The sequence below is a fragment of the Asanoa ferruginea genome (assembly GCF_003387075.1).
GTDB classification, from domain to species: domain Bacteria; phylum Actinomycetota; class Actinomycetes; order Mycobacteriales; family Micromonosporaceae; genus Asanoa; species Asanoa ferruginea.
In genome coordinates this window covers 5000627-5012317 of the sequence record NZ_QUMQ01000001.1, presented here as the reverse complement: position 1 = coordinate 5012317, position 11691 = coordinate 5000627, and the positions used below count along the sequence as shown (strand labels likewise).

Here is an 11691-nt window from a genome sequence, read left to right as displayed (position 1 = left end):
TGATGCATGGTGCACGAAAATTCGGACAAGAGAAGACAGTCATCCCAAGTGATGGGTAATGAGCACTTGACCAGTTCTCTCATTCCCCGTACCGTCACGCTCCGTAGCGAACGCTGGGGAGAACCCCGGGTACCAGCACTGGGAGAGTCGTCAATGCCTTCTGAGTACGCCAAGTCGTTGGGCGCGCGCTTGCGCTCCATCCGCCAGCAGCAGGGCCTGTCCCTGCAAGGTGTGGAGGAGAAGTCGAACGGTCGCTGGAAAGCGGTCGTCGTCGGCTCCTACGAGCGCGGCGACCGGGCCGTGACGGTGTCCCGCCTCGCCGAACTGGCTGATTTCTACCGGGTACCCGTTTCGGAGTTGCTGCCCGACGGCAGCGGCGTCCGCCACGAGCCGACCAACAAGATCGTGCTCGACCTGGAGCGTCTCTACGACGACGCCTCGGAAGACCTCGCCTACGTGGCCCGTTACGCACGCGCCATCCAGCAGCAGCGCGGTGACTACAACGGCCGGGTCCTCTCGATCCGCGCCGACGACCTGCGCGCGCTGGCGATCGTCTACGACTCGTCGCCGTCGGGCCTCATCGAGCGCCTCAACGAGCACGGTGTCCTGGTCGCTGACCCCCGCGCGTTCTTCGCGAGCTAGTTTCCCTTCCACGTCAAAGGGCCCCTGGCCACCGCTACCGCGGTGGAAGGGGCCCTTTGACGTTTCTTGCGCCTAGCGGGATGCGTATTCGGCGATCCGGCCCAGCAGGCCGTTGAGGAACCGCGGGCTGTCGTCGGTCGACATCTGGCGGGCCAGCTCGACCGCCTCGGAGATCGCCACCGCGTCGTCGATCTCGTCGACGTAGAGCAACTCGTAGACCGCGATCCGGGCCAGGTTGCGGTCGACCACCGGCATCCGGTCTATGGTCCAGCCCTCGGCGTAGCTACCGATCAGCTCGTCGATCCGGCCGAGGTGCGCCGCGACGCCGTTGACCAGGCCCAGCGCGTAGTCGAGGTGACCGGGCAGCGGTCGCTCCAGTCGCGCGACGTAGTCGGTGAGCACGTCGCCCGCCGGCCGGTCGCGCAGGTCAGCTTCGAACAGCACGTCGAGGGCCCGCTTGCGCGCCTTGCGGCGCGCGGGCATCGAGGTCTTCGGGCCCTCCGCCATCAGGCGCGGCCGAGGTAACGGCCGTCGCGGGTGTCGACCTTGATCTTCTCACCGGTGGTGATGAACAGCGGGACCGAGACGGTCGCGCCGGTCTCCACGGTGGCCGGCTTGTTGCCGCCGGTCGAGCGGTCGCCCTGGAGGCCGGGCTCGGTGTAGGTGACCTCGAGCACGACGCTGGTCGGCAACTCGACGTAGAGCGGGACGCTCTCGTGGGTGGCGACGGTGGCCTCGGCCTCGGGCAGCAGGTAGTTGGCCGCCTCACCGACCGTGCCACCGCTGACGTGGATCTGGTCGTAGGTGTCGAGATCCATGAAGACGTAGTCTTCGCCGTCGATGTAGAGGTATTGCATGGTGCGCTTGTCGACGGTGGCGGTTTCGACCTTCGTGCCGGCGTTGAAGGTCTTGTCGACGACCTTCCCGGAGAGCACGTTCTTCAGCGTGGTGCGCACGAAAGCGCCACCCTTGCCAGGCTTGACGTGCTGAAACTCCACGACGGACCACAGCTCGCCGTCGAGGTTGAGGACGAGACCGTTCTTCAGGTCGTTAGTGGTGGCCATTTCCTGCCTTGATCTTCACTCGGCGGACAGACACTGCGAGTCTACCGGCCATCAACGGATGCCACCTTCCTCGGGTGTCCGCGCCGGTCGTCGCCAATACTGCCGGCCAACTGGGCCGGTGCCGCGCCTGGGGGGTCGCCGGCACGATGTGCGTCGCCCTCGGCGGGCTGGGTGCCGGCGCCGGGCCGTCCGACGGCCCGTTGGCCCGCCCCGACCTGCCGGTCGACCTGTTCAACGCCGGCGTCGCGGTGGCCTACTTCGGGCTCGTGCTGCTCGTGGTCGCCTGGTGGCGGCTGGGCAAGCTGGTGCGGCAGCGCCCGCCGCGGGTGGAGGAGCTGCTCTCGACGCTGATCATGTGGGCGGCGCCACTGCTGATCGCGCCGCCGGTGTTCAGCCGCGACGTCTACAGCTACCTGGCCCAGGGCGCGATGGTCGGCGCCGGGCTCGACGTCTACCACGAGGGTCCGGCCGCGCTGGGCGGCCCGTTCGGCCTCGAGGTGCCGGCGATCTGGCAGCACACGCCCACCCCGTACGGCCCCGCCTTCCTGCTCCTGGCCACCGCCGCGGCCACCCTGGTCGGCGGGCACGTGACGCTGGGCGTACTCCTGTTGCGGTTGGTGGCCGTGGCCGGGGTGACGCTGCTCGCGCTGACCCTGCCACCGCTGGCCCGGCGGTGCGGGGTGCCGCCCGCGGCCGCGCTCTGGCTCGCCGTGCTCAACCCGCTGGTGCTGCTGCATCTGGTCGGTGGCGCGCACAACGACGCCATCATGATCGGCCTGCTGGCCGCCGGGCTGGCTCTCGCGTTGGCCCGGCGGCCGGCGCTGGGCGCGCTCCTGATCACCCTGTCCGCACTCGTCAAGGCGCCGGCGGCGGTCGGGCTGGCGGCGGTCGCGCTGATCTGGGCGCGGCAGGCCGACGCCCGGTGGCGGGCCCTCGCGGGCACCGCCCTGGTGGCCGCCGGGACGACGGTCGCGGTGACCTGGGTCGCCGGCACCGGGTTCGGCTGGGTCGGCGCGCTGCGCACCCCGGTGACGGCCGACGCCTGGTCGGTGACCAGCGTTCTGGGCCGGTTCACCACCAACCTGCTGGGCACCCTGGACGCCTCGTTCGGCACCGCGCCGCTGACCGCCTGGCGGCTCGCCGGGATGTGCGCGGCGGTCGCCACGGCGCTGCTGGTCTGGGGGCGGCGGCACACGCTGGGCCCGGTGCAGGGCGTCGGCCTGCTGCTCGGCGGCGTGGTCGCGTTCGGGCCGGTGGTGCGGCCCTGGTATCTGCTGTGGGCGGTGGTGCCGCTGGCCGCGTCGGCGCCGCACGGGCGGGCCGGCCGGTTCGCCGCGGGCGCGTGCGCGGTGCTCGCCCTGGTGGTGCTGCCCGACGGGTTCGCGCCGAACGCCGGGACGCTCGGTTTCGCCGTACTCGGCGGATGTCTGGCTGTGGCCCTGCTCGTGATGACCGCGTTCGCCGCGCTCGACGACGACCTCGCGCCGGGGCTGGCGGGATGATGACCTCCCGCCGCGGTCTGGCCGTCCTGGCGCTGCTGGCCGTGCTGTGGATCGTGCTGGTGCCCGGCCGGCGCGGCTTCTTCGACGTCGGCGTCTACTACGGCGCGGTGCGGCACTGGCTCGACGGCGGGCAGCTCTACGACTACGTGCGACCCGGCACCGTGTACGGCTTCACCTATCCCCCGTTCGCGGCGCTGCTGTTCGCGCCGCTGGCGCCGCTGTCGTGGCACACGGTGATCGCGGTGAGCATCGCGGTCAACGTCATCGCCGGCGGGCTGGTGATCCGCGCCCTGGTCGGCCCGGGCTGGCGGCCGTGGCTGCTCGTGGCGCTGCTCTGCGTGTTTCTCGCACCCGTCCGTGACACGGTCAGTTTCGGCCAGGTCAACCTGGTGCTGCTGGCGCTGGTCTGGTGGGACCTGCGCCGCTCGCCGCGGGCCGGGATCGGCATCGGGCTGGCCACGGCGGTCAAGCTGACACCCGGCCTGTTCGTGGTCTACCTGGCGGTGGCCCGGCGCTGGCGCGCCTTCTTCGTCGCGATTGGCACGATGGCCGCGGCCGTGCTGCTGGCCGCGGCGGTCGCGCCGACGGCGTCGCGGGTCTTCTGGACCGAAGCTCTCTGGAACACCGGCCGGGTCGGCGACCTGGCCTACGTCTCCAACCAGTCGCTGCGCGGCCTGCTGGCCCGGGCCGGGCTGCCCGGCTGGTGGTGGGCCGTGGCCGTGCTCGGCGTCTGCGCATTGTGGATGGTGCGGGCACGGCGGGCAGCCCGGCTCGGCGACCACCGGGCCGGTTTCGCCCTGACCGGGGTGGCGACCTGCCTGATCAGCCCGGTGACCTGGGTGCACCACCTGGTGTGGTTGCTGCCCGCCCTCTACCTCGCGTGGACGGCGGCCCGCGGCCGGTCTGCGCGGATCCTCCTGCTCGTCGCCTATGTGTTGCTCTGCACCAGCGCGGTCTGGCTGTGGGCCGACGACGGCCGGTCGCTGGTCGGGGTGCTGGGCAGCAACCTGTATGTCTGGATCGCGCTGGGGCTGCTGGCGTTCCTGCCGGTCGGTTCACGAATACATCAGGTGGAGCATCATCCCGGCCTCGGCGTGCGCCAGGTTGTGGCAGTGGTTGGCCCAGGCGCCGGGGTTGTCGGCCCGGAACGCGACCTCCCAGACCTCGCCGGGCCGCACGTCGAACGAGTCCAGCCACAGTGGACTGCCGCTCGCCGGCTGCCCATCGCGGGACAGGATCAGGACGTGATGGCCGTGGAGGTGCCACGGGTGCACCACCAGTGACCGGTTCACGATGGTGAACTTCACGATCTCACCCAGGTGTACGACCTCGGGCGGGATGTCCGGATCGGCCGCGCCGTTGACCGTGTGCGCATACCGCGGCAGCAGGCCGTGCAGGTCGAGCCCGCGGTCGAGCACCAGGGTGAACCGCCGGTCGAACCGCGCGAACGGCACCGGCGCCGCGGCACCGTAGCCGAGCGGGTCCAGCACCGGCCACCCGCTGGTCTCGGCCGTCACCGGGCCGGTCGACCAGACCAACCGGCCGTCGACGAACAGCCCGACCGGCCCGGCGGGCGCGCTGAACACCAGGTCGTAGCGGCCGCCGGCCGGGATCCGCACGGCGGTGTCCACAAGGGACGTGGGCCCGGTGAGGTCGGTGCCGTCGATCGCGGCGACCTGGAACGCCGTGCCGGCCAGGGCGTAGCGGTGGGTGGTGCTGTCGGTGTTGAGCAGGCGCAACCGCACCGGCTCCCCCGGTCTGGTCGGCGCGGTCCGTGGCTCCGGCAGGGCCCGGCCGGCCAGGGTGTGCACCGGCATCGTGACGTCGACCCCCGTGGCCGGCGTCTTTCTCACCACCAGGACCCCGTAGAGGCCCATCCGCACGCCGACGTCGGAGGCCTCGTGGGTGTGGTACCAGTAGGTCCCGGCCTGGTCGGCGCGGAACCGGTAGACGAACTGTTGGCCCGGCAGCACCGCCGGCTGGGTCAGGCCGGGCACGCCGTCCTGGTCGTTGGGCACGTCGTAGCCGTGCCAGTGCAGCGTCACCCCGCGCTCGATGTCGGTGTTGCGCAGGGTCACCTCGAGCACGTCGCCGACCGTTGCGGTCAACTCCGGCCCGGGTACCTGCCCGTTGAACGCCCATGCCGCGACCGGGTGGCCGCCCACGGTGACGGTGGCTTTCGCGGCCGTCAGGGTGAACCGCTTGGTCGGCTCGCCGACGGGTCGCGCGGCCGGATAGGTGTGGGTGTGCGGCGCGGCCGGAGCGGCGCGCGGTGCGACGGTCAGCCCGGTGCCGGTCACCAGCGCCGCGACCGCCACCACCAGGGTGGCCCGGGCTGGACGCCCGCCGAGCAGCCGCCACGAGAGCGCGGTCGCTCCCAGCGTTCCGGCGACCGCGAGCAGGCCCGCGCCGGCCGACGCCGGATAGCCGTGCAGCACCGTGACGAGCAGGGCGGCGGTCGCGGCGTACCCCGCGGACAGCAGGGCGAGCGCGGCGGACCGGATCTCGCCGCGGACCCGGACCAACCGCGTGGCGGCGACGATCACCGCCGCGAGCGACAGCGGAGCGGCGATCACGACCTTCTCCGCCGCGAACCACCAGCCGGCGCTAGCGAGCGCGGTGATCGTGCCGGCCCGCCCGACCGTCGCGAGCAGTCCGAGGCCGGCTAGACCCAGGGCGACCGGCCGGTTCCGGGCGGCGGCGGCCGCGCCGGCACCCAGCCACCCACCGGCGGCCAGGACGGCGACCACCAGGTCGGCCGCCAGCATCGAGCCGGTGGTCACGCCGTCTCCGCCGGTCCGGCCAGCTTGCGTGCCCCCTGGAGGACGCTGACCACGATGTGCACGGCGATGATCCCGTTGACCGCGTGCAGCCCGCCGATGGTGAGGCCGAGCGGGGTGCTGCCGCCCGTGTCGTCGGTGAACGCGTGGACGAGCACGACCAGCAACTCCTGCACGACGACCAGGCCGAGGGGCAGGATCGTCAGCCCGATCAACCGGCCCGGCGCCTTGGCCAGCGCCGCGAGCAGGGTGGCGGCCAGGGTCAGCGCCGGGATGACGGCCAGCCCGTTGACGCTGTGCAGCGTGTAGGCGCCGTCGCCGGCCGGCTCGGTGAACGCGCCCACGGCCGCGAAGACGAACTGCATCGCGAACGCGGCGAGCAGCAGGGCGCTGACGATGACAAAGGCTCTACGCATGGTGAGCTCCGGTTCGGCCGGCGAAGTCGAGCAGGGTGAGGCTGGGCCGGCGATCGCGCAGCGGGGGCCGGGCCGCGAGGATCCGGACGGTCCGCGACGCCCAGACGCCGCGACCCGGCGGCAGGGCGATCTCGGTCGCGGCGACCACCCGCGGTATCAGCTCGACCAGCCGTGCGGCCTCGGTGACGGAGAGGCTGAACGGCATCGGCGGCGCCGTGTAGCGGTCGGAGAACCGCAGGCCCCGGCCGGTGCGGGCGCTGAGCCAGGCCGGGATCGAGTCGAAGAAGAGCTGGCCACCGGGGAACCGGGCAGCGCAGTCGGCGATCAGCGACAGGGCGTCGGCGCGGTCGAAATACATCAGCAGCCCTTCGGCGGAGATGAACACGCCGTGCGCCGGGTCAACCCGGTCCATCCAGGACCGGTCGAGCGCGGAGGCGGCCAGCGGTGTGACCCACGGCTCTTCGGGCAGGAGCCGGGTGCGCAGTTCCTGCACGGGCGCCAGGTCGACCGACAGCCAGGGCACCCGCGGTCGGCCCAGCCGCCAGTAGGTGGTCTGGAGCCCCTCACCGAGGGCGACGACGGTGGCCGCCGGGTGGGTGTCGAGATACGCCCGGGCGGCGCGGTCCAGGGCCCGGGCCCGCAGGGCGTGCAGCTGACCCGGCTTGCCGAAGCGCCCATAGTCGTAGCTGATGGTCTCGTAGAGGCGGACCGACCAGGGGTCGGTGAAGCAGGAGCCGGGATGCTTCGACTCCTCGGCGCGGTTGCGCAAGGTCCACAGCAACGTCTCGGCGACGCCGTCCAGCCTTGGTTCCACTTCGATCGGCATGCGATCGATGCTTGTCGCGACCCACCGGGAAAGCGTCTGGCGGGCGCAGGCACTTGCCCGGCCATCGATACGACGAACGTGGTACGGCCCAGCTACGACAAGCGTGGGATGACCGGCGCGGACGACCGTTCTACAGTGCGATCATGCGCCCGGACCTGCCTTACGCCGTCGGCGGCGTCGTGCTCGGCGCGCTCGTGCTCGGCGACGCCGCGATCGCACCCGACGCCGCCGCGGTCCGCCCGATCGACGTCGTGCTGGTTCTGGTGACGGTGGCGGCCGTGGCCGCGTGCCGGCGCTATCCGGTGGTCGCGTTGACCGTGGTGACCGCGGCCATGCTGGGCTTCTACCTGCGGGTGCACGGCGGGGTGGCCGCCGCGTTCGCCGTTCTCGGCACGGTTTACATCGCGGCCTGGCGTGGCCATCGGGCCGCCGCCGGGCTGGCCAGCGTCGTCTTCCTCGGCGGCTTCCTGTCCCGCGACGTCTCGGTCGCGCCCGCCGACCGGCCGGGCCAGGTCATCCTCGAGCGCACCTCGCTGCTGCTGGGCTGGTTCGTGGCGGCCAACGTCGCGGGCCTCGTCGCGCGGCAGCGCGGTGCCTACCTGGAACAGGTCGAGCAGCGGGCGGTCGAGGCCGAACGCACCCGCGAGGAGGTGGCGTTGCGCCGCGCCGGCGAGGAGCGGCTGCGGATCGCCCGGGATCTGCACGACTCGCTGACCCACAACATCTCGCTGATCAAGGTGCAGGCCGGGATCGCGGTGCACCTGGCCCGCAAGCGCGACGAGGAACCGTCGACCGCGCTGCTCGCGATCCAGGAGGCCAGCGGCGCGGCGATGCGCGAGCTGCGCGCGACCCTCGACGTGCTGCGCTCGCCGTTCGACGGGGACCCGGTCGGGCTGGCCCAGGTGGGCTCGCTCGCCGAGCGGACGGTGGCGGCCGGCGTGCCGGCGCGGGTGGTCGTCGTCGGTGACCCACGCGACGTCCCGGTCGAGGTCGACCAGGCCGGCTATCGCGTGGTCCAGGAGGCGCTCACCAACGTCGCCCGGCACGCCGGGCCGGCCACCGCCGAGATCCACGTCGAGTACGCCCCGGCCCGGCTGACCGTCTCGGTGACCGACGACGGCCAGGCGTCCCCGGCCAGCCCGGTGACACCCGGGGTCGGCCTGCGCGGCATGCGGGAACGGGTCACCGGGCTGGGCGGCACGTTGGACGCCGCGCCGCGCGAGAGCGGTGGGTTCGCGGTGCGGGCCACGTTCCCGCTGGACGGCCCGGCGTGATCCGGGTCCTGCTCGCCGACGACCAGGCGCTGATGCGGGCCGGGTTCCGCGCCCTGCTCGACGCCGAAGACGACCTCGAGGTCGTCGGCGAGGCGGCCGACGGCGCCGCGGCCGTCGCGGAGTCGCGCCGGCTGCGGCCCGACGTCGTGCTGATGGACGTGCAGATGCCGGGGCTCGACGGCATCGAGGCCACCCGGCGGATCGCGGCCGACCCCGACCTCGGCGCGGTCCGCGTCCTGATCCTCACCAACTACGGGCTCGACTCCTACGTCTTCGCGGCGCTCCGCGCGGGCGCCAGCGGCTTCCTCCTCAAGGACGCCGAGCCGGCCGACCTGCTCCAGGCCGTCGCGGTCGTGGCCGCCGGCGACGCGCTGCTCGCCCCGGCCGTCACCCGCACGCTGATCAGCGAGTTCGTCTCCGGCCCGGCACCGGCCGACCCGGCGGCCGGGCGCGAGGTGCTGACCGCGCGCGAGCAGGAGATCGTCGAACTGGTCGCGCGGGGCCTGACCAACGACGAGATCGCCACCCGGATGGTGATCAGCCCGTTGACCGCCAAGACCCACGTCAACCGGGCGATGACGAAGCTGTATTGCCGCGACCGGGCCCAGTTGGTGGTCTGGGCCTACGAGTCGGGGCTGATCACGCCGCGACGGCGCTGAACGCGTCGGCGAGCAGGGCGTCGCTCGGTCCGTCGAGGACATCCGTCTCGGCCAGCGCATCCAGCACGATGAAGCGCAGCCGCGAGCCGCGGGCCTTCTTGTCGACCCGCATGGCCGCCAGCAGCTCCGGCCAGGCGTCGGCGTCGTAGCCGGTCGGCAGGCCCAGCGCGGTCAGGATCGCGCGGTGCCGGTCGGCGGTGGCGTCGTCGAGGCGGCCCGCGCGGCGGCTCAGTTCGGCCGCGAAGACCAGGCCCACCGCGACCGCGTCGCCGTGTCGCCAGGTGTAGTGCTCGACCTTCTCGATCGCGTGGGCCAGCGTGTGTCCGTAGTTGAGGATCTCGCGGCGGCCGGACTCCTTCAGGTCGCCGCCGACCACGTCGGCCTTGACCCGCACGGCGTATTCGATCAGCGTGCGGACCGCCGGGTCGGCCGGGTCGGCGGCGGCCCGCGGGTCGCGCTCGACCAGGTCGAGGATCGCCGGCTCGGCGATGAAGCCGCACTTGACCACCTCGGCCAGGCCGGCGCGAAGGTCGGCCGGCGGCAGCGAGTCGAGCGCGTCGAGGTCGCAGAGCACCCCGGCCGGCGGGTGGAAGGCGCCGACCAGGTTCTTACCAGCCGCGGTGTTGATGCCGGTCTTGCCACCGACGGCGGCGTCGACCATGCCGAGTAGCGAGGTCGGCACCGGCACCCAGCGCACGCCGCGCAACCAGGCCGCGGCGACGTAGCCGCCCAGATCGGTCGCCGCACCGCCGCCGACCGCCACCACGGCGTCGGACCGGGTGAAGCCTGCGGCGCCGAGGCGGTCCCAGCAGGCGGCGGCCGTCTCGATCGTCTTGCCGCTCTCGGCGTCGGCGATCTCGATGCGGGTGACCTCGCGGCCGTCGGCGCGTAGGGCGGCCTCGATCGTGTCGGCCTTGGCCGCGAGCGGCGCCGAGGCGAGCACGGCGACCCGGTCGGCGCCGGGCAGCAGTGCACTCAGTTGATCGGTGAGCCCGCGACCGACAACCACGTCGTAGGCCTGGTCACCCCCGACCGGAATGCGCGTGATCTCGTTCATGCTCAGCCCATCGTCTTCTGGCCGTCTATCGACTCGCGGATGATGTCGGCGTGGCCCGCGTGCTGGGAGATCTCGGCGATCAGGTGCAGCATCACCCGGCGAACCGACCACGACGCACCCGGCTCGAACCAGGGCGCCTTCGGCAACTCGTGCTCGGCGTCGAGGTCGAGCGTCTCGACCAGCGCGTCGGTGCCCGCCGCGGCGGCCTGGAAACCGGCCACCACGTCGGCCAGGGACGCGCCCTCCGGCATCTGGAAGCCGCTGGCCCAGTCGACCTCGATCTTCTCCATCGCGGCCGCACCGCCGGCGGCGAACGCACCCCAGCGCTGCTCGGTGTCGGCGACGTGCCGCAGCAGGCCGCCCAGGCAGAGCACGCTGGCGGTCGGCGTCAGCCGGGCCTGCTCGTCGCTCAGCCCGCCGACGGTGAACAGCAGGAACCCACGGTGCCGGCGCAGCGAAGCGAGCAGGTCGGCACGTTCAGAACTCGACGTCATGCCGAGCACCTTAGACACTCTCAGCCGTGCACCGGCTCCGGGTCGCCGAGGGCGTGTGCCGGCATCTCCAGCTCGGTGCCGTGCGCTTCCTGCCAGTCGTACACCTTGCTCATGGTCACGGTCGAGGCGAAGAACTCGCGGGCCGTCAGCCCGCCGACCACCGGGTCGTTGTCCTGCGCCAGCAGGGTGCCCGGCACCATCCGGGACCCGGCCCGCAGCGCCGCGCTGAGCCGCCGGTGCCCGTCGACGACGAAGAACCGCGAGTCGGCGTAACCGATCGAGATCGGCTCCAGGGTGTCGGGCGCGATCGGCTCGGCCTCGTCCATCCCGCGCAGGGCGGAGATGTCGCCCGTGGGGTAGATCCGCGCCGGGTCGAGCAGCAGCAACGGCGGGCTGTCGGCGAGCACCGCGGCGCCCAGCCGGCCCTCGATCGCGCCGACGACCAGCTCGATGACCTCTTCGGGCCGGGCCCGGGTGGTGTCGCAGACGAGGTCGTAGTTGCGCAGGTTGTGCTTGTCGGCGTGGTAGCGGGTCAGGAACCGCTGCCGCTCGCTCTCGCTCCGGCTGCGCAGCCGGTCTTTGGCCTCTTCGAGGGTGGCGTAGTTTTCCACCTCGTTGGCCGGCCGGCCGAGCACCCGCCGGGCCGCCACGGTCGGGTCGGTGATCAGGTGGACCTTGAAGCCCTTGGTGAAGAAGAACCAGGCCAGCCGGCTGTCCATGATGACCCGCTCGCCCGACTCGGCGATCTCCCGCTGCATCGCGTCGACCGTGCCGTCGATCACGTCGTCGAGCTCGGCGTGCAGGTTGAGCTGGAGTGCGGTCATGCCCCGCTGGCGGGCCATCTCGCGGTAAAGGTCGCCGACACTGATCCGGCGCAAGTTGAGGCGCTCCGCCAGGCCTACCGACACGGTGCTCTTGCCGCTTCCCAGGTCACCGTTGACGGTGATGGACCGCTGGTTGCCCATGCGCCTCGATCC

Annotated in this window: 12 protein-coding genes and 1 pseudogene; 5 read left to right on the top strand and 8 right to left on the bottom strand. The window is 72.5% G+C overall.

Features of this window, described 5'->3' with window-relative positions:
• The first annotated feature begins 153 nt into the window (after window positions 1-153).
• A complete protein-coding gene (bldD, locus tag DFJ67_RS23605) occupies window positions 154-642 on the top strand; it encodes a transcriptional regulator BldD (protein ID WP_116069997.1) in 489 nt (162 codons plus the stop codon).
• 72 nt (window positions 643-714) lie between these two features.
• On the opposite strand, the gene nusB is transcribed toward bldD, so the two are convergent.
• Window positions 715-1125 carry a transcription antitermination factor NusB gene (nusB, locus tag DFJ67_RS23600; protein WP_203783725.1) on the bottom strand — a complete coding sequence of 137 codons (411 nt, stop codon included), beginning with the start codon at window positions 1123-1125 and terminating at the stop codon, window positions 715-717.
• A gap of 23 nt (window positions 1126-1148) precedes the next feature.
• Window positions 1149-1706, bottom strand: a complete 558-nt coding sequence (gene efp, locus DFJ67_RS23595) for an elongation factor P (RefSeq protein WP_116069995.1) — start codon at window positions 1704-1706, stop codon at window positions 1149-1151.
• A gap of 74 nt (window positions 1707-1780) precedes the next feature.
• Between efp and mptB the strand changes: the two genes are divergently transcribed.
• Window positions 1781-3208 carry a polyprenol phosphomannose-dependent alpha 1,6 mannosyltransferase MptB gene (gene mptB / locus DFJ67_RS23590; RefSeq protein WP_239097283.1) on the top strand — a complete coding sequence of 476 codons (1428 nt, stop codon included), beginning with the start codon at window positions 1781-1783 and terminating at the stop codon, window positions 3206-3208.
• Window positions 3130-4026: pseudogene (locus DFJ67_RS43935) on the top strand (glycosyltransferase family 87 protein); the annotation flags it as partial. The gene mptB and the pseudogene DFJ67_RS43935, both read left to right, overlap by 79 nt.
• Before the next feature lie 237 nt (window positions 4027-4263).
• Here DFJ67_RS43935 and DFJ67_RS23580 read toward each other — a convergent pair.
• The 3 genes from DFJ67_RS23580 to DFJ67_RS23570 are packed head-to-tail and all read right to left on the bottom strand — an operon-like array spanning window position 4264 to window position 7230.
• Window positions 4264-5991, bottom strand: coding sequence for a multicopper oxidase family protein (locus tag DFJ67_RS23580; RefSeq protein WP_116069994.1), 1728 nt, complete (start codon window positions 5989-5991; stop codon window positions 4264-4266).
• Window positions 5988-6404 carry a DUF6220 domain-containing protein gene (locus DFJ67_RS23575; protein ID WP_116069993.1) on the bottom strand — a complete coding sequence of 139 codons (417 nt, stop codon included), beginning with the start codon at window positions 6402-6404 and terminating at the stop codon, window positions 5988-5990. The genes DFJ67_RS23580 and DFJ67_RS23575 overlap by 4 nt, the downstream gene beginning before the upstream one ends.
• Complete coding sequence (locus tag DFJ67_RS23570; protein WP_116069992.1) at window positions 6397-7230, bottom strand: class I SAM-dependent methyltransferase; 834 nt, start codon at window positions 7228-7230, stop codon at window positions 6397-6399. The genes DFJ67_RS23575 and DFJ67_RS23570 overlap by 8 nt, the downstream gene beginning before the upstream one ends.
• A 143-nt stretch (window positions 7231-7373) precedes the next feature.
• Here DFJ67_RS23570 and DFJ67_RS23565 point away from each other — a divergent pair, with 143 nt between their 5' ends.
• Together DFJ67_RS23565 and DFJ67_RS23560 are read left to right on the top strand one after the other, a co-directional pair.
• Complete coding sequence (locus DFJ67_RS23565) at window positions 7374-8504, top strand: sensor histidine kinase (protein WP_116069991.1); 1131 nt, start codon at window positions 7374-7376, stop codon at window positions 8502-8504.
• Complete coding sequence (locus DFJ67_RS23560) at window positions 8501-9163, top strand: response regulator (protein WP_116069990.1); 663 nt, start codon at window positions 8501-8503, stop codon at window positions 9161-9163. Before DFJ67_RS23565 ends, DFJ67_RS23560 begins: the two co-directional genes overlap by 4 nt.
• On the opposite strand, the gene aroB is transcribed toward DFJ67_RS23560, so the two are convergent.
• The 3 genes from aroB to DFJ67_RS23545 are packed head-to-tail and all read right to left on the bottom strand — an operon-like array spanning window position 9144 to window position 11679.
• Window positions 9144-10220, bottom strand: coding sequence for a 3-dehydroquinate synthase (gene aroB, locus DFJ67_RS23555; RefSeq protein WP_116069989.1), 1077 nt, complete (start codon window positions 10218-10220; stop codon window positions 9144-9146). The two genes, DFJ67_RS23560 and aroB, sit on opposite strands and share 20 nt — an antisense overlap.
• Window positions 10221-10222: 2 nt before the next feature.
• Window positions 10223-10714 carry a DinB family protein gene (locus tag DFJ67_RS23550; protein ID WP_116069988.1) on the bottom strand — a complete coding sequence of 164 codons (492 nt, stop codon included), beginning with the start codon at window positions 10712-10714 and terminating at the stop codon, window positions 10223-10225.
• A 20-nt stretch (window positions 10715-10734) separates the two neighbouring features.
• Window positions 10735-11679 (bottom strand): AAA family ATPase, encoded by a 945-nt coding sequence (locus DFJ67_RS23545; RefSeq protein ID WP_116069987.1) that lies wholly within the window; start codon window positions 11677-11679, stop codon window positions 10735-10737.
• Between the last annotated feature and the right edge of the window lie 12 nt (window positions 11680-11691).

Coding starts and splice junctions, on each gene's coding strand:
- DFJ67_RS23545 (WP_116069987.1), bottom strand. CDS start 11,679: ATGGGCAACCAGCGGTCCATCACCGTCAACGGTGACCTGGGAAGCGGC.
- DFJ67_RS23575 (WP_116069993.1), bottom strand. CDS start 6,404: ATGCGTAGAGCCTTTGTCATCGTCAGCGCCCTGCTGCTCGCCGCGTTC.
- DFJ67_RS23550 (WP_116069988.1), bottom strand. CDS start 10,714: ATGACGTCGAGTTCTGAACGTGCCGACCTGCTCGCTTCGCTGCGCCGG.
- aroB (WP_116069989.1), bottom strand. CDS start 10,220: ATGAACGAGATCACGCGCATTCCGGTCGGGGGTGACCAGGCCTACGAC.
- DFJ67_RS23570 (WP_116069992.1), bottom strand. CDS start 7,230: ATGCCGATCGAAGTGGAACCAAGGCTGGACGGCGTCGCCGAGACGTTG.
- DFJ67_RS23565 (WP_116069991.1), top strand. CDS start 7,374: ATGCGCCCGGACCTGCCTTACGCCGTCGGCGGCGTCGTGCTCGGCGCG.
- nusB (WP_203783725.1), bottom strand. CDS start 1,125: ATGCCCGCGCGCCGCAAGGCGCGCAAGCGGGCCCTCGACGTGCTGTTC.
- bldD (WP_116069997.1), top strand. CDS start 154: ATGCCTTCTGAGTACGCCAAGTCGTTGGGCGCGCGCTTGCGCTCCATC.
- efp (WP_116069995.1), bottom strand. CDS start 1,706: ATGGCCACCACTAACGACCTGAAGAACGGTCTCGTCCTCAACCTCGAC.